The following is a 23,791-nucleotide window of genomic DNA, read 5'->3' on the forward strand; positions in this document are numbered from 1 at the left end:
CGCCCATCCGCGCGACGCATCGCCTAAGCTCGGCGGAATTTGCCCAGGGAGCCCCTCCATGCCTTCGCTTCGCCGCACCGCCCTCGCCGTCTGCATCGCGCTCGTCTGCGCCTCCGCCCAAGCCGCCGGCGACGACAAGCCGAAATGGGACGTCGACGCCGCGCACGGCCCGACCAAGACGGTGAAATTCTCGACCGACGAAGGCACCTGGCTCGACCTCGACGTCAGTCCGGACGGCCGGCAGATCGTGTTCAGCCTGCTCGGCGACCTCTACCTGCTGCCGATCGACGGCGGCACGGCCAAGCGCCTGTCCTCGGGACCCGCCTGGGACGTGCAGCCGCGCTTCTCGCCGGACGGCAAGGAAGTCGCGTTCACCTCCGACCGCGGCGGCGGCAACAACCTCTGGCGCATGCCGGTCGGCGGCGGTGCGCCGACGCCGGTGTCGAAGGAGGACTTCCGCCTGCTCAACAATCCGGCCTGGACGCCCGACGGCCAGTACCTGATCGGCCGCAAGCACTTCACCGGCGAACGCTCGCTCGGCGCCGGCGAACTGTGGATGTACCACCGCGCCGGCGGCGCCGGCCTGCAGCTGACCAAGCAGAAGAACGACCAGCAGGACCTCGGCGAACCGGCGGTCAGTCCGGACGGCCGCTACGTCTACTACTCCGAGGACGTCTCGGCGGGTCCGTTCTTCCAGTACAACAAGAATCCGTACGACGTGATCTACGCGATCAAGCGTCTCGATCGCCAGACCGGCGAGACCGACACGATCGTCGCCACGCCCGGCGGCGCGGTGCGCCCGCAGCCCTCGCCGGATGGCAAGTCGCTCGCCTTCGTCAAGCGCGTGCGCGAGAAGAGCGTGCTGCACGTGGTCGACCTCGACTCCGGCAACGTGCGCCCGCTGTGGGACGGCCTCTCGCACGACATGCAGGAAGCCTGGGCGATCTTCGGTCCCTACGCCAACTTCGCCTGGACGCCGGATTCGAAGAATCTGGTGATCTGGGCGCAGGGCAAGCTGTGGCGCGTCGACGCGGACAAGGGTACGCCGACGCAGATTCCGTTCACCGCCGCCGTCGAGCAGACCGTCGCGCAGCCGCTGCGCTTCGAGCAGAAGCTCGACCAGGGCAGCTTCCAGCCGAAGATGATCCGCGACGTCGCCACCAGCCCGGACGGCCGTACGCTGGTCTTCCACGCGGTCGGCCATCTGTGGAAGAAGGCGTTGCCGAACGGTGCGCCCGAACGCCTGACCGCCGACGCCGCGCAGTTCGAGTACCAGCCCGCCTTCAGCCCCGACGGACGCAAGCTGCTCTACACGACCTGGTCCGACGCCAAGCAGGGCGCGATCGTCGAGCGCGACCTCGCCAGCGGCCAGACGCGCACGCTGACCGCCAAGCCCGGCTTCTACTACGGCCCGCGCTACTCGCGCGACGGCGCGCGCGTCGTCTACGCGAAGACCGCCGGCGGCTCGATCACCGGCAACCTCAATTCCGGCGAAGCGGGCATCTACCTCATGCCGTCCAGTGGCGGCGAAGCGAAGCGCGTCGCCAAGTCCGGCGCCAACCCGCAGTTCTCCGCCGACGGCAAGCGCGTGTTCTATCTCGTCGGCGACGGCCTGAAGAAGAAGCTGATGAGCGTCGGACTCGGCGGCGAGGAGCCGCGCGAGGTGTTCGACCTCAAGTACGTCGACTTCGTCAACGTGAGCCCGGACGGCCAGTGGGTCGCCTTCACCGAGCTCTTCAACGCCTACGTCGCGCCGCTGCCGCAGACCGGCGGTGCGATCGTGCTTTCCAAGGACACCAAGGCGATCCCGGTCACGCCGGTCAGCAAGGACGTCGGCTCCTACCTGCACTGGTCCGACGACTCGCGCGCGCTGCACTGGATGGTCGGCCGCGACTACCACACGCGCGAACTCAAGGACGCGTTCGCTTTCGTGCCCGGCGCGCCGAAGGAACTGCCCAAGCCGGGCAGCGACAAGGGCGTCGACGTCGGCCTGGCCGTGCCGATGGATCGCCCGAGCGACGTCTTCGCGTTCACCGGCGCGCGCATCGTCACGATGCGCAACGCGCAGGCGGGCGAACAGGAAGTCATCGAGAACGGCACTCTGGTCGTCGAAGGCGACACGATCAAGGCGGTCGGCGCGAACGTCGCGATCCCGCCGAATGCGAAGGTCGTCGACGTCAAGGGCAAGACCATCGCGCCGGGCTACGTCGACGCGCACGCGCACGCCAACCACTTCTTCACCGGCGTGGTGCCGCAGGCGAACTGGGCCTACTACGCGAACCTGTCGTTCGGCATCACGACCATGCACGATCCGTCGGCGACCACCGAGACGGTGTTCTCGCAGGCCGAGCTGGTCAAGGCCGGCGACCTGGTCGGCCCGCGCGTGTTCTCGACCGGCTCGATCCTGTACGGCGCCGACGGCGACTTCAAGGTCGTCGTCAATTCGCTCGACGACGCGCGCGCGCACCTGCGCCGCATGCAGGCGAACGGCGCCTTCAGCGTGAAGAGCTACAACCAGCCGCGCCGCGAGCAGCACCAGCAGATCAACCAGGCCGCGCGCGAACTGGGCATGCTGGTGGTCGAGGAAGGCGGTTCCACGCTCAACCACAACCTGCCGATGATCCTCGACGGCGTCACCAGCATCGAGCACAACCTGCCGGTCGCGCCGCTGTACGCCGACGTGATCGGCCTGTGGAAGCAGACCGACGTGCGCAACACGCCGACCCTGGTCGTCAACTACGGCGGCCTGTCCGGCGAGTACTACTGGTACGCGCGCGACAACGTGTGGGAGGACAAGAAGCTCAACCGCTTCTTCCCGCGCGAGACGCTCGACGCGCGCTCGATCCGCCGCGAGACCGCGCCGGACTGGGACTACTACTACCAGACCGTCGGCGCCGCGGCGAAGAAGCTGCGCGACGCCGGCGTGAAGATCCAGACCGGCGGCCACGGCCAGCTGCAGGGATTGTCGGAGAACTGGGAGATCTGGATGCTCGCGCAGAGCGGCTTTTCCAACTGGGAAGCGCTGCGTGCGGCGACCTACGACGGCGCCGACATGCTCGGCCTGTCCAAGCAGATCGGCTCGATCGAAGCGGGCAAGCGCGCCGACTTCGTGGTGCTCAATTCCAACCCGCTGGAGAATATCCGCGCCACCGCCGACACGCGCTACGTCGCCGTCAACGGCCGCGTGTTCGACGTCGACGCCGACATGGCCGAAGTCGGCGGCAAGGGCCGCGCGGCGCCGGAGTTCTACTGGCAGCGTCATCGCGACGGCCGCAGCTTCGGCATCGAGTTCGGGCCGACGGCGATGTGCCATTGCCCGAAGTCCGGAACGCGGCACGTGCACTGAGCTCGACTCGTGCGCCTGCGCGCATGAGCAAGACCCCAGCGGCGAGACGCCGACCGCGAGTGCCGTCGCGGTCGGCGCCGACCTCCCGGGCCGCCGCTCGGCGCGGCGCCTAGGCGCGAACGCCGGCGGCGGCTACTGTTCTCCCGTCCAGGCCCTCGAATCCCGCCGATGTCCCGTCCCGAACGATCGTCCGACCCGCTCTCCCAGTCCCTCGCGTCCGCCGGCGACCACGTCGGCCAGACGCAGCTGCGCCACGCCTTGAGGCCGCGCCAGCTGACCATGATGGCGCTCGGCAGCGCGATCGGCGCCGGCCTGTTCCTCGGCTCGGGCATCGGCGTGCAGACCGCCGGGCCGGCCGTGCTGGTGTCCTACCTGGTCGCCGGCACGCTCGCCATCATCGTGATGTTCGCGCTCGGCGAGATGGCCGCGGCGCGACCGGCCAGCGGCGCGTTCTCCGTGTATGCCGCCGAGGCGATGGGAGCGACCGCCGGCGCCACGGTCGGCTGGCTGTGGTGGGCTCAGCTGGTGGTCGTGATCGCGGCGGAATCGGTCGGTGCCGCCGGCCTGCTGGCGACGCTGTGGCCGGCGCTGCCGGTCGCCTGGATGTCGCTCGGCTTCATGCTGGTGTTCACCGTGATCAACCTGCTCGGCATCCGCAATTTCGGCGAATTCGAGTTCTGGTTCGCGATCCTCAAGATCGCCGCCATCGTCGCCTTCCTCCTTGTCGGCGCCTTGCTGCTGCTCGGCCTGCTGCCGGGCGTCGCCTCGCCGGGATGGACCAACGTCTTCGGCAGCGACGGCTTCGCGCCGAAAGGCTGGACCGGCATCGGCGCCGCCTTGCTGGTGGTCGTGTTCGCCTTCGGCGGCACCGAGATCGTCGCCATCGCCGCCGCCGAGACCGAGCAGCCGGAGCGCAGCATCGCGCAGGCGACGCGCACCGTGCTGTGGCGCATCCTGGTGTTCTACCTCGGTTCGCTCAGCGTGATCGTCGCGGTGGTGCCGTGGACCAGCGAGGCGCTGAAGTCGCCCTTCGCCGCGGTGCTGCAGCAAGCCGGCATTCCGGGCGCGGCGAGCGCGATCACCCTGGTCGCCGTGATCGCCTTGCTGTCGGCGCTGAACGCGAACCTCTACGGTGCCTCGCGCATGATCTTCTCGCTGGCCGAGCGCGGCGAGGCGCCGCGTCGGCTGGCCTACCTCGATCGCCGCCAGGTGCCGATGGTCGCGGTGCTGGCGAGCGTGGCCTTCGGCTTCTTCGCGACGCTGCTCGAACTGCTCTATCCATCGCGCGTGCTGCCGGCGCTGCTCAACCTGGTCGGCTCCACCTGCCTGCTGGTGTGGACGATCTCGCTGCTCGCGCAGCTGATCCTGCGCCGCCGCGCCGATCGCGCCGGCACGCCGCTGCCGTTCCGCATGCGCGCGTTTCCCTGGCTGACCGGCTTCGGCCTGGCCATGCTCGGTGCGATCTTCGCGCTGGCGCTGTCCATCGAAGGTCCGCGCCTGCAGCTGCTGTCGACGCTCGGGCTGACGTTGGCCATCGCGGTGTGCAGCGAAGTGGCGCGGCGGCTGCGCGGGCGGCGGCCGGGTCGGTGATTGCCGTACGGCGGCGAGCCGACTGACACGACCGGCGGCAACTTCCTTCATCCATTGGACGTTCGGTTGCGCCACCGAGCCCGGACGTCGAGCTGCCAGAGGAATCTTTCCATGCTCAGAGCACTACGAACCGGAAGCGCCCTGGCGACAGGAACTCTTCTGTACGGCGTGCTCGTTTCAGGTCTCGGCACCTACAGGCTGGACTGGCCGAGAGCGATCTTTATTGGCGCCATCGGCTTTCTCGCTCATGGGCTGTACTCGTTGCGCGAATCGAAGCGGCCTCGCTCCTCGGCCTAGCCGTCGGATCGAGCGGAATGCCGAAGGGCGATTGCGATAAACAGGAATCCATCGCGGTATCGGCGTTTGCCTCGGCACCGCATATTCGCTCCAGCAGATCCCCGGCTTCCATCCACTACGGATTCCAGCCGAAGCCCAATCTCTCTGCGATTTCCCGCACCACCAACGCTTCCTGCTCGACCTCCCCGCCGCGCGCGACGATGCGCGGACGCCCGTCGAGCGTGCAGCGGATCGCGCGTGCGAGCAGGTCGGCGTGCGCACGTGCGAGCGCATCGGCGTCGGTCGCATCGAGCACGCCGATCTTCGCCAGCAGCGCGATCAGCTCGGCCGAGTTGCCGCTGCCGCGCAAGTCCGCATGCCGCGCGGCATGCGTCAGCACCAGCGCCTGCAGCAAGAATTCGATGTCGACCAGTCCGCCGGAGCCTTGCTTGAGATCGAACGCCTGCGCGTCGGAGCGGTCGCGGTCGGCGCGCCAGCGCGCGCGCATCGCGACCACGTCGTCGCGCACGGCCTGCGCGTCGCGCGGCGTCGCGAGCAGGGCTTCGCGCAACTGCGCGTAGCGGCGCGCCAGCGTGACGTCGCCGGCGATCGCACGGGCGCGCACCAGCGCCTGCAACTCCCAGGTCCAGGCGCGTTCGCGCTGGTAGGCCTCGTAGGCGGCGAGGCTCAGCACCAGCATGCCCTTGCTGCCGTCCGGGCGCAGGCGCACGTCGACCTCGTACAGACGTCCGGCGCGCGTCAGCACGCCGAGCAGATGCACGATGCGTTGCGCCAGGCGCGCGTAGTAGCGCTGGCCGTCGAGCGGACGCGCGCCGTCGGATTCGACCTGCGCGAGCTCGCCGTCGTAGAGGAAGACCAGGTCGAGATCGGAACCGAAGCCGAGTTCGGCGCCGCCGAAGCTGCCGTAGGCGACGATCGCCAGGCCCGTGCCGTCGTGCGCGCGCTCGCCGAGCTTGCCGTGCGCGGCGACCAGGTCGCGCTCGGCGATGCGCAGCACCGCGGCGAGCACGACTTCGGCCACTTCGGCCAGCGCGCGCGCGCTCGCCACCGCGTCCAGCCGCCGGCCGAGAAAGGCGAGCCCGATGCGGAACAGCGCGGACTGGCGCACCTCCTGGATCAGTTCGATCTCCGCCTCGGTATCGGCCTCGCCGAGCGCGGCGAGGCGACGCTCGAGTTCGTCCTCGACCTCGCGCCGCGTCGGCGCGCCCTGGTCGACGCGGTCGTCGAACAGGTCGTCGAGCAGCAGCGGATGGGCGATCACGCGCTCGGCGAGAAACGCGCTGGCGGAGAACACGGCGCTGAGCCGCTTCAGCGCCGCCGGCTGCTCGTCGAGCAGCGCCAGGTAGACCGAGCGTCGCGCGACCGCATGCGCGAGCTTGAGCAGGCGCGTCAGCGTGCGCACCGGCTCGACCTGCGCCGCCGCGGCGGCGAACAGCGCCGGCATCACGCGATCGAGCCGCTCGCGCGAACGCGCCGACATGTTGCGCAGCGCCGTGCTGCCGAGCAGGGCCTCCAGTTCGGCAGCGGCTTCCTGCGGCGGATCGAAGCCGACGCTCGCCAGCGCGCGCGCGTCGACGCCCTCGCCGTTGGCGAGCGCGCGCCACAGCTCGCCCCACTGCGCCTGCGTCTGCTGCACGGCGGTGCGCGCCTCGACCGCCATCAGCGCACCGAACTCCTCGGCCACGGCGGCGCGATGCTTCTGCAACTCGCGCTCGAGCGTCGCCCAGTCGCTGCGGTCGAGCGCGAAGGCGAGGCGCTCGCGGATCGCCGTGTCGGCCGGAATCTCGTGCGTCTGCTGGTCGGCGAACATCTGCACGCGGTTCTCCAGCCGGCGCAGGAAGCGGTACGCCGCACGCAGGGTCTGCGCGCGCACGGCCGGAATGAAGCCGAGCTGCTCGCAGGCGGCCAGCGCCGGCAGCAGGCCTCGCGCGCGCAGCGTGGGCTCGCGGCCGCCGCGGATCAGCTGCACCAGCTGCACGATGAACTCGATCTCGCGGATGCCGCCCGGACCGAGCTTGAGGTGATCGGCCAGATCCTTGCGCGCGACCTCGGCGTCGATCAGCGCCTTCATCTCGCGCAGGCCGGCGAACGCGCCGTAGTCCAGATAGCGGCGGAACACGAACGGCCGCAGCGCGTCGAGCAGACGCGCGCCGGCGCCGCGATCGCCGGCGACCGGGCGCGCCTTGATCCAGGCGTAGCGCTCCCAGTCGCGCCCTTCGCGCTGGAAATACTGCTCCATCGCCGCGAACGACAGCGCGACGCGGCCGGCGCTGCCGAACGGCCGCAGGCGCAGGTCGACGCGGTAGACGTAGCCGTCGGCGTCGCGGTCGGCGAGCAGCGCGACCAGCGCCTGGCCGATGCGCGCGTAGTAGGCGCCGGCGTCGAGCGGCCGCGGACCGTCGCTGTCGCCGTGTTCGGCGAAGGCGAACACGACGTCGATGTCGGAAGAGAAGTTCAGCTCGCCGCCGCCGAGCTTGCCGAGCGCGAACACGACCAGTCGCTGCGGCTGGCCGCCGGCGTCGCGCACGACGCCATGGCGCGCGGCGACCTGGTGCTCGGCGCCGCGCAGCGCGGCCTCGATGCAGGCCTCGGCCAGCACCGAGGCGCCGGCCAGCGTGGTCTCGACCGCGTCGGCGCCGTTGACGTCGCGCCAGATCAGGCGTAGCGCCTCGCGGCGGCGGAAGTGGCGCAGCTCGGCGCGCAGCTCCTCGTCGTGCAGCTCGGCCAATCCGCCGGCGCGCGCGTCGGCATGGCGCGGATCGCTCATCAGCTGCAGGAACTCCGGACCGAGCAGGCGCGGATCGCGCAGGAAGCTCTCGTAGGCGAAGTCGCTGGCGAGCAGCACGCGCTGCAGATGATCGTCGACGCCGGCGTCGTCGTAGAACGGCACGTCGGCCTCGCGACAGGCGTGTTCCAGTCGCGACAGGCGTTCGTCGAGGAAGGCGGCCGTCGCACGCGGCCAGTTCGCTTGCACAAGCATGCGGCGATTGTCGCAGCAGGATCGTGACCGCGGCCAGCGCCGCGCTCAATCGCAGGCGGCGCCGTCGCCCTGCGGCCGGCACTGCGGCGGGAAGCCGTGCGCGCGCCAGTAGTCGAGGATGCCGTTGTCGCGCAGGTAGTCCTGGAACGCCGGATCGCGGCGCAGATGGACCAGGTCGCGGGTCCACAACAGCAGATCCCAGCTGGAATAGCCGCGCTGGCGGATCTCGTTGAGCTTGCGGATCGTCTCGGCATCGTGCGCCTGCGCGCCGGGCGCGAACACGCGGGAGAAATTCCACATGCCGGTGCCGAGCTCGTACTTGTCGAACTCGGCGAAGGCCTGCGGCCACAGCGTCGCGTCGGTCAGCGCGCGCGAAGCGGCGAGGTATCCCGGGGCGAGCTTGGGCGCGTAGGAGTCGGGATTGTCGGGCGAGCCGATGTCCGCCTCGGCGACGCGCAGGGCGGTGGCGTAGTCGCGGCGCCACACCGCGTTGAACCAGCGCGAGTAGGCGCTGGGAAGCTTGTCGGACTGGTCGAACTCGAGCCGCGCCTCGTCGTGACGGCCGAGCGTGTCGAGTATGCGGCCGAGCCAGAAATGCCGGCCCGGTGCGAGCGGGTCGCGGGCGACCATTTCGCGCTGCGCCTGCTCGGCGCGATCCAGATATCCCAGCCGGGCCAGGACGACGATGTACGCGCCGACGGTGGAAGGATCGCTCGGCGCCAGTGCGCACGCCTTGGCCAGCAGCCCCAGGCAGTGCTCCCAATCGTTTTCGCGGCACAGGCCGGACTGCACCGCGTACGGGCCGGGCAGGCTCGGATCGAGGCGCGAGGCAATAGCGGCCTCGCGCTGCGATTCCTTGCGCAAGGTGATCGCCAGCGGCGGCTTGCGTTGCGCGCGAACCTCCAGGGCAATGGCCAGCGCGGCGTGCACGCGCGCATCGTCGGGGCGCTCGCGCAGCAGCTCGCGAAACTCGCTTTCGGCGAGGTCGGTGGATTCCTCCGCCGGCAGGTCGCGGCGGTCGATCAGCGCCTGCGCGGCGAGGAAGCGGCGCAGGAATTCCGCATCGCCGCTTCTCGCCACGCGCGTGGTCGCCAGGCCCAGCTTCAACGCCAGCGAGGCCGCCACCGACTCGGCGATCTCCCGTTGCAGCAGCAGTACCTCGGAGGCGTCGCGGTCGAAGTCCTTCGCCCACAGCGCGCGGCCGTCGCCGGCTTCGACCAGGCGCAGACGCACGCGCAGCGACTGGCCGTCCCGTTGCAGGCTGCCCGTCAGCAGATGGGTGATGCCGAGGCGCTGCGCCAGTTGCGCCGGGTCGGTGGATTGGGCGGCGGCGAGCTGGGTCGATTCGCGCGCGATCACGCGCAGTCCGTCGATCCGCGCCAGGTTGCCGATCAGTTCCTCGCTGAGTCCGGCGGCGATGGTCGCCGCGCCGTCGGCGTCGCCGATCGGCTTGAGCGGCACCACCACCAGCGTCGGCGTCGTCGCTGCGATGGTGGCCGCCGGAGATGGCGGAATCGACGACGGCGAAGGCGCGAGAGCGCGCCAGAGAATCAGCGCGATGCCGGCGAGCAGGAACGCAAGCGCGAGCAGGCGCCGCGCTCGCCGCGGCCGGTCCGCGGCGAGCGCCGTCGCGCGCGAACGACGATCCGCCTGCGTCCGCCGCTCCGCCGACGCGTCGACGGGCGGCGACGGCGGCAGGTCGAAGCGATAGCCGGTGCCGTGCACGGTGTGCAGCCGGCGCGGATGCTGCGCGTCCTCGCCGAGCGCCTGGCGCAGCAGGGTCATGATGCGGTTCAGCACGCCGGGCGTGACGTGGCGATGCCCCCACACCGCATCGAGGATGTCGTCGCGCGCGAACACGCGGCCCGGCGCGCCGGCCAGCAGGGCGAGCACGGCGAACGCCTTCGGCTCCAGCGGCTGCACGACGCCTCCGCGCCACAGCCGCCGACCGGCGAAGTCGATGCGCACGTCGTCGAAGTTGAGGTCGGACTCTCGCTGCGCATCCACGGGCGATTCTCCCCGGCGCCGCCGACTATCAAAGCGCAACTCGCGCGCCGCGTCCACGCCCGCGCGGGCGGCGCGGCAGGTGTTCCCAAGCAATCCCCAAGCTTTCCCAAGCACACCCCGCGGCGCGCCTAAAGCCTTCGCCGAGCGGCGGCGGGAAGCTGCCCGTGCCGGAACGAACCGGCCAAAGCCCTCGAGGAATCCGCCATGAAACGCCGCCTGCCGATCGTCCCCTTCCTCTTCGCCGCCGTGTTCTGCGCCGGTGCCTCGGCCGCCGAAATCGACACCGGCATCGTGATCGACTGCGCCCATCCGGCCCTGCCCAGCCAGCGCGCGGTCGGCGCGGCGATGGCGCAGCCCAATCCCGGCCAGGCCTACGCCACGCGCGCGCGCCTGATGACCGAGGCCCGCCGCGCCTGCCGGCGCGAACACGCGGCGAATGTACGCCTGGTGCGCGAAGCGCCGCTGCCTGCACAACATCGCCTCGCCGGCAGCGTAAGCTATCCGTGAGCGGCGACGCGGGAGCGTCCTGCCGCGCTCGTGAGGCGGCGTGGCGAAAGCGACGGCGCCGCCGGACCTGGGGGACGACCGACGTGATCGAACCGACGAGCGACGTCGATGCGCCAGCGCCGCGCTCGGCCGACGCGATGTTCAGCGCCGTCTACGCGCGCCTGAAGGCGATGGCCGGGCGCCAGCTGGCGCGCGAGCCACGCGACGCGATGCTGGACACGACGATGCTGGTGCACGAGCTGTACCTGCGCGTGAACGCGAACCGCGAGCTCGCCTTCGAGCACGACGCGCAGTTCTTCTCCTACGCCGCGCGCGCGATGCGCCACCTGCTGCTCGATCGCGCGCGCGACCGCCTGCGCCTGCGCGCCGGCGGCCAGTGGCAGCGCGTGACCTTGACCGGTGGCGACGAAACGCTGGCGTTGGAAACCGCCGAGCAGGCGCTGGCGCTCGATTCCGCGCTGGAACGGCTCGCCGCCAACGACGCGCGCGCCGCGCGCGTGGTCGAGCTGCGCTACTTCGCCGGGCTGACCGCGGAACAGACGGCCGAGGTCCTGCAACTGGCCCGGCGCACGGTCGACCGCGACTGGCGCTTCGCCTGCGCCTTCCTGAAGTCGGAAATCCAGTAGCGCCGTTGTCGCATTCCGCGCCGAACCGGCGTTCTGCGACACAAGGGGCACGAGGGGCACATCATGGGAACGGCAGAAGTTCCGCCGACGTTGCGCGAGCTGTTCGAGCGGGCCGTGCCACTGGCGCCGGCCGAGCGCGCCGCCTTCCTCGCCGCCTGCGCGGACGCGAACCTGCGCGAGCGCCTGCGACGACTGCTCGACGCCGACGATCGCGGTGCGGGATCGCTCGGCAGCAACGTGGAGACCGTCGCCGACCGGCTCGGCGAGGCCGACTGCACGCCGGTCCTGCCGGCCGGCACGCGCATCGGCCCGTTCGAACTGCTCGACGTGCTCGGCGAAGGCGGTTCCTCGACCGTGTTCCGCGCCGCGCGCACGCAAGGCGGCGTGCGCCAGCAGGTCGCGCTGAAGCTGCTGCGGCGCGGACTCTACTCGCCCGACGCGCAGCGCCAGTTCCGCCGCGAACGCCTCGCGCTCGCGCAGCTGCAGCATCCCGGCATCGCGCGCCTGATCGAAGGCGGCGTCACCGAGTCGGGCCTGGCCTACATCGCGCTCGACCTCGTCGACGGCATGCCGATCACCGACTACGCGCGCGCGCGCCGCCTCGACCTGCGCGCGCGACTCGGGCTGTTCCTGCAGGTCTGCCGCGCCGTCGAGGCCGCGCATCGTGCCCTGATCGTGCATCGCGACCTGAAGCCTTCCAACGTGCTGGTGACCGCGGCCGGCGAGGTCAAACTGCTCGACTTCGGCATCGCCAAGCTGCTCGAAGGCGACGACGAGACGCAGACGCGCCTGCCCGCGTTCACGCCGGCCTATGCCGCGCCGGAGCAGAAGCGCGGCGATCTCGTCACCACCGCCACCGACGTCTACGCGCTCGGCGTGCTGCTCGGCGAACTGGTCACCGGCGAACGCCTCGGCGACGGCCGCACGCCGTCGGGACAGGTCGGCGACCGCAACGAGCCGGGTGCGCTGCCGGCCACGCCGCCGGTCACGCGCCGGCTGCTGCGCGGCGACCTGGACACCATCGTGCTGAAGGCGCTCGACGAAGATCCGGCGCGCCGCTACGCCTCGGCCGGCGCATTCGCCGACGACGTCGAACGCCTGCAAGGCGGCCGGCCGGTGCTCGCGCATCCGCCGTCGCGCTGGTATCGCACGCGCAAGTTCGTCGCGCGGCACAAGGGCGGCGTCGCGACCACCTTCGCCTTCCTGCTCGCCGTCCTCGCCGCGCTCGGCGTGGCGACGTGGCAGGCGCACGTCGCACGGCAGGAAGCGCTGCGCGCCAACACCGTGCGCGACTTCGTGCTCGGCGTGTTCGGCGCCGCTCGCGCGCGCCTGCCGCGCGAGCAGCGACCCACGCCCGAGCAGCTCGTCGACGAGGCGCAGCGTCGGCTCGCCGCGGCCTCGCTCGACGCTCCGACGCGCGCACAAGTGCTGCTGACGCTGGGCGAGGTCAACCTGTCGCTGTCCGATCACGCCCGCGCCGAGGCGCAGCTCGCGCAAGCGGCGACGCTGGCATCGCAGGGCGGCGACGACGCCGGCGCGCGCCGCGCACGCCTGCTGCGCGCCAGCGCATTGCAGCGTTCCGGACGCAACCGCGAAGCCTTGCAGGCCGCGCAGGCGGAGATGGCGACGCTGCGCGCGCAGCCGTCGCGCGAACGGCTGCTCGCGCTGGACGTGGCGGCGTCGGCGGAGATGGCGCTCGGCGCCGCCACCGAAGCGCTGGCGCATCGCAGCGAGGCCGTCGCGGCGGCGGCGAACCTGCCCGACGCGGAGCGCGAAGACGCCTTGCTGGCCGAACTGGAACTCGGCAACGCCCTCACCGAAGCGCAACGCTATCCCGCCGCGATCGCCCGGCTCGAAGCGTCGCTGGCGCGCTGGCGCGAAGCCGGCTTGCAGGAAGACAGCCGCTACGTCGCCGCGCTCGGCAATCTCGCCGTCGCCACCGACGGCATCGGCGAGACCGCGCGCAGCGAGGCGCGCCTGCGCGAGCTGCTGGCGCTGAAGCAGCGCATCTACTCCGCACCGCACGATTCGATCGCCACGACGCTGCGCGACCTGGCGCAGATCGTCGGCCGCGACGTCGCGCGCAGCGCGGAAGCCGACGACCTGCTCGAGCAGGCGCTGGCGATGCAGCGCACCGTGTTCGGCGACGACCACGAGGAAATCGCCAAGACGTACGACGCGCGCGGCGAGGTGCTGATCGCGCAGCGCCGTCTTGGTGAAGCCGAAGCGTCCTATCGCGAGGCGCTGGCGGTGTGCGCGCGCGCCGCGATCAAGAGCGAGGTCTGCCCGCGCGCGCGCAACAACCTCGGCATGGCGTTGTACCGGCAGGAACGGCTCGACGAAGCCGAGGCCGAAATGCGCCGGGCATTGGCCGAACGCCGCACCCTGTTCGGCGAGGACCACCCCACCGTCGCCTATTCGCTGTCCACGCTGTCCGCCGTCGCGATGAAGCGCAAGGATGCGGCGCAAGGCGTGGAGTTGGCGGCGCAGGCGCTGCGCGCGATCGAGCGCAGCGGCCACGACGGCTCGCGCGAAGCGGTGCTGATCCGCAACACCTACGCGGCCGCGCTCTGGCGTGCCGATCGCAACGCCGAGGCCTTGCCCGAGATCGAACGGACGCTGCAGGACTGGCAGCGCGTCGCGCCGGAGGCCAAGTCGCGCCGCGTGGCGATGCTGGTGCAGAAGGCGCAGATCCTCGACGAACTCGGCCGCAAGGAAGACGCGCGCCGGAGCGCCGAGGAAGGCATCGCGCTCGGCGTCGCCGGCGAGGTGCTGCAACCCCTGACCAAGCAGCTGCTGCGCAAGCTGAGCGGCCGCGACGACGTCTATCCGGAAGTGGCGGCCGCCGCCGCGAAGTAGATCGCTCGCCCGCCGGCGAGGGGCGAGCGAACGCGCCTTTTTCTTGCGGCACGACGACATCCATCGAATGGCACATTCCGGCGTCGGCCGGCGTTCCTCGTCGATGTCCGCTGCGGATACACGGGGAAACCGCCATGCATCGTCGTTCCAATCCACGCGCGCGCATCGCGCCGGCTGCCGGCATCGCGGCGGCGCTGACGTTCGCCACCGCGTTCGCCGACGCCGCCGTCTTCACCGTCGGCACACCGTCCGGACCGGGACAGCCGTGCACGCACGGCACGATCCAGTCGGCGATCAATGCCGCCAACAATTCGCCCGGCGCCGACACCATCCGTCTGACGCGCTCGCTGACCTACGAACCGGAAGCGAACACGATCGATACCGCGCAGGACGTCACCATCGAAGGCGGCTACGCCGATTGCAGCGCGAGCGCCGACAACACCAACACGATCGTCAGCGGCGCGGGCGGCGCGCAGGCGCCCGTGTTCACCATCAATGCCGGCACCGGCGCGTGGATTCACCTGCGCCGCCTGACCATCAGCGGCGGCGACGAGGACGGCACCGGCAAGGGCGGCGGCATCTATTTCAAGGGCGACGGCCTGCTGGAAGTCCGTGACAGTTTGATCACGCAGAACACTGCCGGCAGCGGCGGCGGCATCTACGCCGAAGGCACCGGCACGAACGCCGAGCTCGCCGTCGGCAACGACGTGGTCATCTCCAACAACACCGCACGCTACAACGGCGGCGGCATCGTGGCGGACGGGATCGAGATGTCGATGCTCGAGCCGAACAGCATCCTGCTCGGCAACCAGGCGCTGGGAACCGGCGGCAGCGGCGGCTACGGCGGCGGGCTGTACGTGTACTCGGGCGGGCTGTCGAGCTACGCCTCCATCGGCAGCGGGTCGCCCTTCTTCGGCGCCGTCTACAACAACCGCGCGCGCTACGGCGGCGGCGTGGCCGTGGGCGGCAGCGCCGCCGGCGGAAACCGCGCGGAGCTGAACGTGTACGCCACGGCGGACGGCGTTCCCGCGCGCATCGTCGCCAACTCCGCATCGGTCGCCGGCGGCGGCATCCACGTGCGCTCGGAGGACAGCGCCCTCGACGGCGACCTGTTCGCCAAGGCGCACCTGTTCAACGCCGCGCTGGAAGAGAACACCTCGCCCCAGGGCGCGGCGGTGCAGGTGCAGGGATCGGACACGATCGTGCTGGTCGAGAGCTTCGCCATGTTCACGTTCAACATCGGCGAATGGCCGGCGGGCGCGGTCCGCTGCACCGTCGGTGTCGCCTGCGGGCGCATCGCCGGCAACCTCGCCGTGGACGCCGCCAACCAGCCGACCCAAGGCGCCGTCCTCAACGCCGAACACGATGCCGTGCTGTGGCTGGGCAGCCTGGGCAGCGGCCTGGTCTTCGAGGGCAATCGCGGCGGCCGCCTGATCGACTCCGTCGACTCGGACGACTACAACCCGGTCGAGATCCGCAACGCGCTGATCACCGGCAACCAGGTCGGCCACGAGCTGGTGCGGTCGTCGGGCGGCGACGGATTGTCCGTCTTCGACTCCACCGTCGCCGGCAACACGGTCGGCGCGGGCAACCTGCTCGCGGCGACGGGCAAGGACGTGCAGCTTCGCCGCTCGATCCTCTGGCAACCCGGCCTCACCACGTTGGCGCGCAGCGGCGGCTCGCTCGCCGTGGAAAGCATGCTCGCCAGCGAAGTCGGCAGTTTCACCGGTGCGGTGGGCAGCGGCGTGCTGCCGATGATGGTCGATCCGCGCTTCGTCGATCCGCAGCACGGCGACTATCGCCTGCGCGCCGCCTCGCCGGCGGTCGATCTGGCCGCCGCCATCGCCGGCGACGATCGCGACGTGCTCGGCTTCCCGCACGACCAGGACCTGCCGGCGAAGGGGAACTTCGCCGGCGTGCGCGACATCGGCGCGTTCGAGCGTCAATCGCTGCAGCCGCTGGTGCTGAACGGCGATTTCGACTTCTCCGATCTGCGCCTGTGGACCTGGTTCGCCGGCCAGTGGGACGGCACCTTGAACGCGACCGGCGCGGCGAACTCGGGCTCGTGGAAGTTCTCCGATCCCGAGGCGCTGACGACGCAGCGCGAGGTCGGCCAGCAGTGCGTCCACCTGCCCGGACCGGGACGCTACCTGCTCAACGGCTGGGGCCAGGGCGGCGGCAATTCGATGCAGACGCGCGACAACGCGGTGCTGGTGTGGGAATTCCGCCGCCTCGGCGGCGAGGACTGCACCGCCGGCGCACCGGACCGCTCCGGCGAAATGTTCCTCGGCTCGGGCACGAGCTGGCAGCACCCCGCGCAGCCGACCGCCATCGACGTGCCGCCCGCCGATTTCTATTCGAGCAGTTCGATCACCGTGCGCCTGGTCGCGCGCCAAGGCGGCGTCACCGGCGCCGGGCCGCTCAGCGCCTGGTTCGACGGCATCACGCTCGACTTCGACGGCGATCGCATCTTCGCCGACGACTTCGACTGACCTCGAATGATGCTTCCCTCATCCACATCCGCCTCGGAGCCCCGCATGCGCGTCTTCGTGTCCTGCGCCATCCTGCTCGCCTTCGCCGGCACGGCGACGGCGCAGAACCTTCTCGTCAACGGCGAGTTCGACAGCGACCTGTCCGGTTGGCTGATCGACGCGGCGGCATCGCCCGCGCCGGTGTGGGAAGGCTTCGACGTCGACGATCCGGCGCGCTCGGGCGCCGTGCGCGTCGGCAACGCCTCGCCCGAAGCGATGAACCGCCTTTACCCGCTGGAGCAGTGCATTGCGCTGACCGCGCCCGGTCCGTACCGGATCGTGGCGCGGGGCTACATCCCGCCCGGTCAGGGCGCCGGCAAGCTGGTGGTGAGCTACTGGCTTTCGCTGGACAACCCCGACTGCCCGCAGTGGCAGGGCAGCCAGTCGGGCGGCGGAAATTACATCACCACGATCGGCGGCTGGGGACGCTACGAACAATCGATCACGGCGACGATGCCCTCGCCGATACCGCCGAACGCGCGCATCAAGATCTCGCTCGGCGTGGAGAAGGACGCGGCCGGCGGCGAGTTCTTCGGCTATTTCGATGCGATATCGGTGTTCGGCGACGCGGTCTTCGCCGACGGTTTCGATACACCGTGAGCGCAGTGCAGGCCTGTCGGCATCGAGTCACGTCGCGCGCGGATCCCAGCGGCATCCGTCGCGCCGCGGACCGCGTCGTGCGCGAACCCGCTCGGCGTTCCCGCGTTCCGATCGGCCTTCTGCTCGCGGCCTTCGCGTCCGCACCGCTGCTCGTCGCCGACGCCGCGGCGCAAAGCTGCGCCGCGCCGCTGAACATCGCACCGAACACGCCCTACGTCTTCGACACGTGCTCGGGCGACGTCGGCCTGAGCGTGGCCTGCGGGATGTTCGCGCTCACCGGTCCGGCCGGCATCGTGCATCTCAGCCTGCCGTATCCGGCCGGCACTCTTTTGGTCACACCGTTTTCCGCCACCTACGACCCGGCCCTGTTCCTGCTGCAAACGCGATGCGGCAGCGCGGCGTGGTGCGGCGCCGTCGTGGACGACGCGCCGCAGGGCGGCAGCGAATCGATGGCCCTCGGCGACGTCGACTCGGGCGAGTACTACCTCGCGATCAGCACCTGGTACGACCCGACGGCAGCGGCGTGCGGGCCGGTGATGATCTCCTACGAGCTCATGCCCGAGCAGCAGGCGCTGGCGAACGACGGCGTGTTCCGCAGCGGCATCACGGCGCTGCCCGACCCGTAGCGCGTCGCGCCGCGACCGCCGATGCGCCGGCGCCGGCGCCGCGCCAACATGACTGCGGATTCATGCAAAGCCGTGCCGGTCATGGCATTGTCATCGATTCGTCATGGAAATCGTCGCCGACATTCCTGCGCCGCCGCGGCGCCTCTACGTGCGCGAAACCGCGCGCGCGTTCGCCTGCGCGCTGGCGATCCTGTTCGCCGTCGGCCAGCTCGACCCGGGCATCGACCTGTATTCGCTGCCGCAGCACGACATCGTGCAGCGCCTGGTGCTGAACGCGCTGCCGGCGCTGACGCTGTTCGGTCTGCTGATCGCGATGACGCGGCGCGTGCTGCTGCCCTGCTGGCTCGTGCTGCTCGCGATCGGCGCGCTGTACGCGGCGAACAGCGCCAAGCTCGGCCGCCTGCAGGCGCCGCTGCTGCCGGGCGACCTGCGTTTCCTGACCGAGCCGGGACCGGCGCTGCGGCTGTTCTCGCAGTACCTGCACTTCGATGCGATCCATCTCCTCGTGCTCGCCGGCGCGCTCGCGCTGAGCTTCGCGCTCTGCCGCGAACGCCGTCTGCAATCGCTGTCCGGCTGGCGTGCGCCGCTGCTCGGCGCGCTGGCCCTGCTCAGCGGTCTGGGCCTGCTGGCCGGTTCGACGCCGTGGCGGCGCCTGTACCAGTCGACCGAGCTCGCCTTCCAGCCGTGGGCGCTGACCGAGAGCGTCGTGCGCACCGGCCTGATCGGCAGCCTGCTCGTCTACCACTGGGAAATCACCGGCAACGGCGTGCCCGCCGCCGACCGCGAGGCCGCGGTGGCGCTGCTGCGCCGGCACGCGCCGACGCTGCGCAGCGCACTCGCCGCGTCGACCTTCGAGCGGCCCGACATCGTCGTCGTGCAGAGCGAATCGCTGTTCGATCCGGCGCGCCTGCGCGGCGTGCTCAGCGGGCGCTATCTGCACGAGTACCGGCGGCTCGCACAGCGCGCGACCTACGGCGACATGGTCGTGCCGACCTACGCCGGCGGCACCATCCGCACCGAGTTCGAGGTGCTGACGGGAGCGCCGCTGCGCAGCCTCGGCGGCGTGCAGTACCCGTGGCTGGAACTCGACGGCGAAACCTACCCGGGTATCGCGCATACGCTCGCCGCGCAGGGCTATCGCACGCTGGCGATCCATCCGAACGCGGCCGCGTTCTGGAATCGCACGCAGGCCTACGAGGCGCTCGGCTTCGAGCGCTTCGTCGACGGCGCCGCATTCGCCGATGCCGCGATCGTCGGCCTGTTCACCGCCGATGCGGCGCTGACCGATCGCGTGCTGGCCGAACTCGCCGACGACGGCCCGCCGCAATTCGTCTTCGCGATCAGCATGGAGAACCACGGCCCGCACGACTGGCGTCCCGACCTCGACGCGCAGCGCCTCGCCGCGCTGCCGATGCCGGAAGGGCTCGACGCCGGCGCACGCGAATGGTTCGCGAACTACCTCTACCTGCTCGACGACGCCGACCGCGAACTCGGCCGTCTCGCCGACGCGCTGCTGCAGCGCCAGCGCCGCACCCTGCTGCTGTTCTACGGCGACCACCTGCCCGATCTGGCGCCGGTCTACGCCCAGCTCGGTTTCGACGACGGCCGCGAGGCGACGCGGCAACCGGTGCCGTGGCTGCTGCTCGACAGCGCGACCGAGCACATGCGCCATCTGGACGCGCGCAGCTGGTCGCTGCCGGCTCTGCTGCTCGACGCCGCCGGCGTCGCCGACGACGCCTACTTCGGCGTGCTCGCGGCCCTGCTCGACGACGAGGATTTCGATCCCGACAACGCCGACGCCTCGGCCGGCCTGGACGCGCTGGCGCGGCTGCACCTGCGCGGCGAGCTGGAGCCGGTGGTCGCCGAGGCGCTGGATTCGATCGACGCCGACGACATCGGCTGACGTCCGCGCATCACCCCGGATGCGGCCGGCCTCCTGCAAGGTCGCTCTTCGCGCCGATCCGTTGGATTCCTGCCCGCACGACGCCGGGCGCCGAGCGCGCCTCACGGCCGCGGCTACGGCCGTTCGCAGCAATAGCAACCGCGACGCGTGTCGACGGGTACCCAGCAACGGGCCCGTGCGTCAGTCGGTCACTGTCGCGAAGGCGGCGGCCGGCCGAGACTGCGCGGCTCGCGCCGGGCGCCATCGCGCACGGCCTCCCCGTCTCCAACCAGGTCGCCGATGCCGCGTCTCCATCCACTCGCCGCCGCCTTCGCGGTCCTGCCCCTGGCGGCGCCGGCCGAGGAATTGCCGCAGGTCGACCTCGAACGCGTCGTCGTCACCGCCTCGAAAGGCGACGCCGCCGGCCTCGCGCCGGACACGCCGGGCCCGGCGTTCGGCATCGACGCCGACGCGCTCGACGCGTTCAACGTGGCCAGCAGCGAGGATGCGCTGAAGTACGCGCCGAACCTCGCCGTGCGCCGACGCTTCGTCGGCGACAACAACGCGATCGTGTCGGTACGCAGCACCAGCTCGCGCCAGTCCGCACGCACCCTGGTCTATGCCGACGGCCTGCTGCTCAGCAACCTGCTCGGCTCGGACTTCGGCTTCGCGCCGCGCTGGTCGGCGGTCGCGCCGGCGGAGATCGGCCGCGTCGACGTGCTGTACGGCCCGTACTCGGCGGCGCTGCCGGGCAACTCGCTCGGCGCCAGCGTCTTGATCACCACGCGCATGCCGACGCAGTTCGAGGCCGACGCGAGCGCGCAGTGGCTGCGCCAGACGTTCGACCTGTTCCGTACGCGCGGCGACTACGACGGCTCGCACGAGAGCGCCTACGTCGGCAGCCGCAGCGGCGCCTGGTCGTACCTGCTCAGCGTCGATCACCTGAAGAATGCCGGGCAGCCGCTGAGCTTCTACACCGCGACGGCGTCGAGCACGCCGGCCGGCGACGGCGACGTCGCAGTGCGCGGCGCCTCGCCGTACGTCGACCAGTTCGGCCGCCGCGGCTACGCCTTCGGCGTCAACGGCGAAGGCGAGACGCGCATCGACAACACCCAGCTCAAGCTCAAGCTCGCCTACGACTTCGCACCGGCGACGCGGCTGTCGCTGAGCGTGGTCGACTGGCGCCAGGATTCGAGCAACCGCACCGGCAGCGACCTGCGCGACGCCGACGGGCGCGTCGTCAGCAGCGGCGCCGTCGCCGTCGACGGCCGGCACTACGTGCTGCCGGCGAATGCGTTCGCGCCCGGCGACGGCGACGGCGAGAGGCGCCTGTACGGCCTCTCGTTCTCGTCGCGGAACGACGGCGGCTGGCGCTACCAGGCGACCGCCTCGCTGTTCGACGTCGCGCGCGACGTGTCGGCGACCTCGGCCGGCGCCGGCGAAGGCGCGGGCCAGGTCACCTACGGCGACGGCAGCGGCTGGCGCACGTTCGATCTGCGCGTCGACCGCGTACGCGACGGTGACGCGCATGCGCTCGCGTTCGGCTATCACTACGACCGCTACGTGCAGGACAGCCGCACCTTCGATGCGACCGACTGGCGCGCGCGCAGCCTGACCGCGTTCGACAACGCATTCGCCGGCAAGACGCAGACCCAGGCGCTGTTCGCGCAGGACGCCTGGCGTTTCGCGCCGCGGTGGAAGCTCGTCGCGGGCGTGCGCGTCGAGCGCTGGCGCGCGTTCGACGGCCTGCGCGCGCAGGACGCGACGCGACTCGACTATGCCGGCCGCTCGGACACGTACTGGTCGCCGAAGCTGGCGCTCGAACGCGAACTCGACGCCGGCTGGAACGTGCGCCTCTCGCTCGGCCGCGCGGTGCGGCTGCCGACCGTCGGCGAACTGTTCCAGGGCCGCATCACCGGCGGCGCGCTGGTCAACAACGACCCGAACCTGGAACCGGAACGCTCCTTCTCCAAGGACCTCACCGTCGAGCGCGCGCTGGAAACGGGCACGCTGCGCTTCTCGCTGTACGAGGACGACGTGCGCGACGCGCTGTTCAGCCAGACCAACACGACCGTGTTCCCGACCGTGACCAACATCCAGAACGTCGACCGCGTGCGCACGCGCGGGCAGGAAATCGCCTGGGACGCGCGGGATCTCCTCGCCGGCTTCGACCTCGGCCTCAGCGCCGCGCACAACGACGCGCGCACGCTCGCCAACGCGAAGAACCCGGCCAGCGTCGGCAAGCGCTTCTACCGCATTCCCGAATGGCGCGCGGACGCGGTCGGCACGTACCGCTTCGGCGACGCGGTCGCGCTGACCCTGGCCGCGCGCTACTCCGGCCGGCAGTACAACACGCTCGACAATTCCGACGTGCATCCGGACACGTTCGGCGGCACCAGCGCCTACTTCCTCGTCGACGCCAAGCTGAAAGTGCGCCTCGGCGCGCAGGCCGAACTCGGCTTCGGCATCGACAACGCCACCGACCGGCGCATCTTCGTCTATCACCCGTATCCGGGCCGCACGTTCTACGCCGAAGGCAAGGTGTCGTACCGATGAGCGCGATCGGCGTCGACGCACGACCCGCGCGCGGACTGGACTACCGCACGGTCTGGCGCTGGCATTTCTACGCCGGCCTGTTCTGCATTCCGTTCGTGCTGTGGCTGGCCGCGACCGGTTCGATCTACCTGTTCAAGCCGCAGATCGAAGCCTGGCTCGACCGCCCCTACGACCATCTCGCCGTCGATGGCGCGCGCGCTGCGCCGCAGGCGATCGTCGCCGCGGCACTGGCCGCGGTGCCGGGTTCGGCGCTGAATGCGTACGAGCTGCCGCCGTCGCCGGACGCCGCGGTGCGCGTGCTGGTCGGCAGCGGCGAGCGGCTGGTGCGCGTCTACGTGCATCCGCAGACGCTGGCGGTCCTGAAGACCGTCGACGAGGACCAGCGCCCGATGCGTCTGATCTTCCGCCTGCACGGCGAGCTGATGCTCGGCGACCGCGGCTCGATGATCGTCGAGCTGGCCGCGTCGTGGGCGATCGTGATGCTGCTCAGCGGACTGTGGCTGTGGTGGCCGCGCGACGGCGCGGGCGCGGCCGGCGTGCTGTATCCGCGCCTGCGCGCGGGTGGGCGGCGCTTCTGGCGCGACCTGCACGCGGTGACCGGCGTGTGGGTGTCGCTGTTCGCCTTGTTCCTGCTGTTCTCGGGCCTGCCGTGGGCGAAGTCCTGGGGCGGCCTGCTGAAGGAAGTGCGCAGCCTCGGCAGTGCGACGGTGGTGCGGCAGGACTGGAGCACGGGCCGTTCCGGCGAACTGGCCGAGCGGCGCGCGGCGAACGCATCGACGGGCGGCGAGCACGCCGGGCATGGCGCGCATACGGACGCATCGCTGCCGCACGACTACGCCGCGCTCGATCGGCTGGTGCCGCTGGTCGAGGCGCAGCGCCTCGCCGCGCCGGTGCTGATCGCACCGCCGTCGCGGGCGAACGCGAACTGGAGCGCACGCTCCGACGCGCAGAACCGGCCGCTGCGCGCGAACCTGGCGCTCGACGGCGCGCGCGGCGCGATCGTGCAGCGCACCGACTTCGGTCAACGCGCCCTGCTCGACCGCGTCGTCGGCGTCGGCGTCGCCGCGCACGAGGGCCAATTGTTCGGCTGGCCGAACCAGGCGCTCGGCGTGTTCACCGCATTCGGCCTGATCGCCGTCAGCGTGAGCGCGATCGCGATGTGGTGGAAGCGCCGCCGCGCCGGCGTGCTCGGCGCGCCGCCGGCACACGCGGCGCGGCGGCTGTCGTGGCCGTTCCTCGGCCTCGTCGTCGTGTTCGCCATACTGCTGCCGCTGTTCGGCGCTTCGTTGCTGGTGGTGATCGCGCTCGAACGCTGGGCGCTGCGGCGCTCGGTGCGGCTGACGCACTTCCTCGGCTTGCGCACCGCGTGACGACGACGCGGGGT

The 23,791-nt window shown here is 71.2% G+C and carries 13 protein-coding genes; 11 read left to right on the forward strand and 2 right to left on the reverse strand.

The features are described from left to right. The first annotated feature begins 58 nt into the window (after nt 1-58). Nucleotides 59-3,346: an amidohydrolase family protein gene (locus tag J7520_RS15565; protein ID WP_291190053.1), complete on the forward strand. Its 3,288-nt coding sequence runs from the start codon at nt 59-61 to the stop codon at nt 3,344-3,346. Between the two features lie 279 nt (nt 3,347-3,625). Further along, nucleotides 3,626-4,936 carry an amino acid permease gene (locus J7520_RS15570; RefSeq protein WP_291190215.1) on the forward strand — a complete coding sequence of 437 codons (1,311 nt, stop codon included), beginning with the start codon at nt 3,626-3,628 and terminating at the stop codon, nt 4,934-4,936. Between the two features lie 412 nt (nt 4,937-5,348). On the opposite strand, the gene glnE is transcribed toward J7520_RS15570, so the two are convergent. Together glnE and J7520_RS15580 are read right to left on the reverse strand one after the other, a co-directional pair. Beyond that, a complete protein-coding gene (gene glnE, locus J7520_RS15575) occupies nt 5,349-8,213 on the reverse strand; it encodes a bifunctional [glutamate--ammonia ligase]-adenylyl-L-tyrosine phosphorylase/[glutamate--ammonia-ligase] adenylyltransferase (RefSeq protein ID WP_291190056.1) in 2,865 nt (954 codons plus the stop codon). Between the two features lie 45 nt (nt 8,214-8,258). Continuing rightward, the gene (locus tag J7520_RS15580; protein WP_291190059.1) at nt 8,259-10,220 is read right to left on the reverse strand and encodes a winged helix-turn-helix domain-containing protein; all 1,962 of its coding nucleotides are present in this window, start codon (nt 10,218-10,220) and stop codon (nt 8,259-8,261) included. Nucleotides 10,221-10,424: 204 nt separating this feature from the next. On the opposite strand from J7520_RS15580, the gene J7520_RS15585 reads away from it, so the two are divergent. From J7520_RS15585 to J7520_RS15625, 9 genes are all read left to right on the forward strand, one after another. After that, nucleotides 10,425-10,727 (forward strand): hypothetical protein, encoded by a 303-nt coding sequence (locus J7520_RS15585; RefSeq protein ID WP_291190060.1) that lies wholly within the window; start codon nt 10,425-10,427, stop codon nt 10,725-10,727. A gap of 83 nt (nt 10,728-10,810) precedes the next feature. Continuing rightward, nucleotides 10,811-11,353 carry an ECF-type sigma factor gene (locus tag J7520_RS15590; protein WP_291190062.1) on the forward strand — a complete coding sequence of 181 codons (543 nt, stop codon included), beginning with the start codon at nt 10,811-10,813 and terminating at the stop codon, nt 11,351-11,353. 63 nt (nt 11,354-11,416) lie between these two features. After that, entirely contained in the window at nt 11,417-14,212 is a 2,796-nt protein-coding gene (locus tag J7520_RS15595) for a tetratricopeptide repeat protein (protein WP_291190065.1), read from the forward strand. Nucleotides 14,213-14,346: 134 nt separating this feature from the next. Then, the gene (locus J7520_RS15600; RefSeq protein WP_291190068.1) at nt 14,347-16,704 is read left to right on the forward strand and encodes a hypothetical protein; all 2,358 of its coding nucleotides are present in this window, start codon (nt 14,347-14,349) and stop codon (nt 16,702-16,704) included. Nucleotides 16,705-16,749: 45 nt separating this feature from the next. Continuing rightward, on the forward strand, nt 16,750-17,343 hold the full coding sequence (locus J7520_RS15605; protein ID WP_291190071.1) for a hypothetical protein: 594 nt from the start codon (nt 16,750-16,752) through the stop codon (nt 17,341-17,343). Nucleotides 17,344-17,420: 77 nt separating this feature from the next. Then, the gene (locus J7520_RS15610) at nt 17,421-17,969 is read left to right on the forward strand and encodes a hypothetical protein (RefSeq protein ID WP_291190074.1); all 549 of its coding nucleotides are present in this window, start codon (nt 17,421-17,423) and stop codon (nt 17,967-17,969) included. Between the two features lie 103 nt (nt 17,970-18,072). Beyond that, on the forward strand, nt 18,073-19,872 hold the full coding sequence (locus J7520_RS15615) for an LTA synthase family protein (RefSeq protein WP_291190077.1): 1,800 nt from the start codon (nt 18,073-18,075) through the stop codon (nt 19,870-19,872). A 279-nt stretch (nt 19,873-20,151) separates the two neighbouring features. Then, nucleotides 20,152-22,407 (forward strand): TonB-dependent receptor, encoded by a 2,256-nt coding sequence (locus tag J7520_RS15620; RefSeq protein ID WP_291190080.1) that lies wholly within the window; start codon nt 20,152-20,154, stop codon nt 22,405-22,407. Continuing rightward, a complete protein-coding gene (locus tag J7520_RS15625; RefSeq protein ID WP_291190083.1) occupies nt 22,404-23,777 on the forward strand; it encodes a PepSY domain-containing protein in 1,374 nt (457 codons plus the stop codon). The genes J7520_RS15620 and J7520_RS15625 overlap by 4 nt, the downstream gene beginning before the upstream one ends. Nucleotides 23,778-23,791: the final 14 nt, after the last annotated feature.

Origin of the sequence: Dokdonella sp. (genome assembly GCF_017744955.1) — a bacterium.
Classification (GTDB): Bacteria; Pseudomonadota; Gammaproteobacteria; order Xanthomonadales; family Rhodanobacteraceae; genus Dokdonella_A.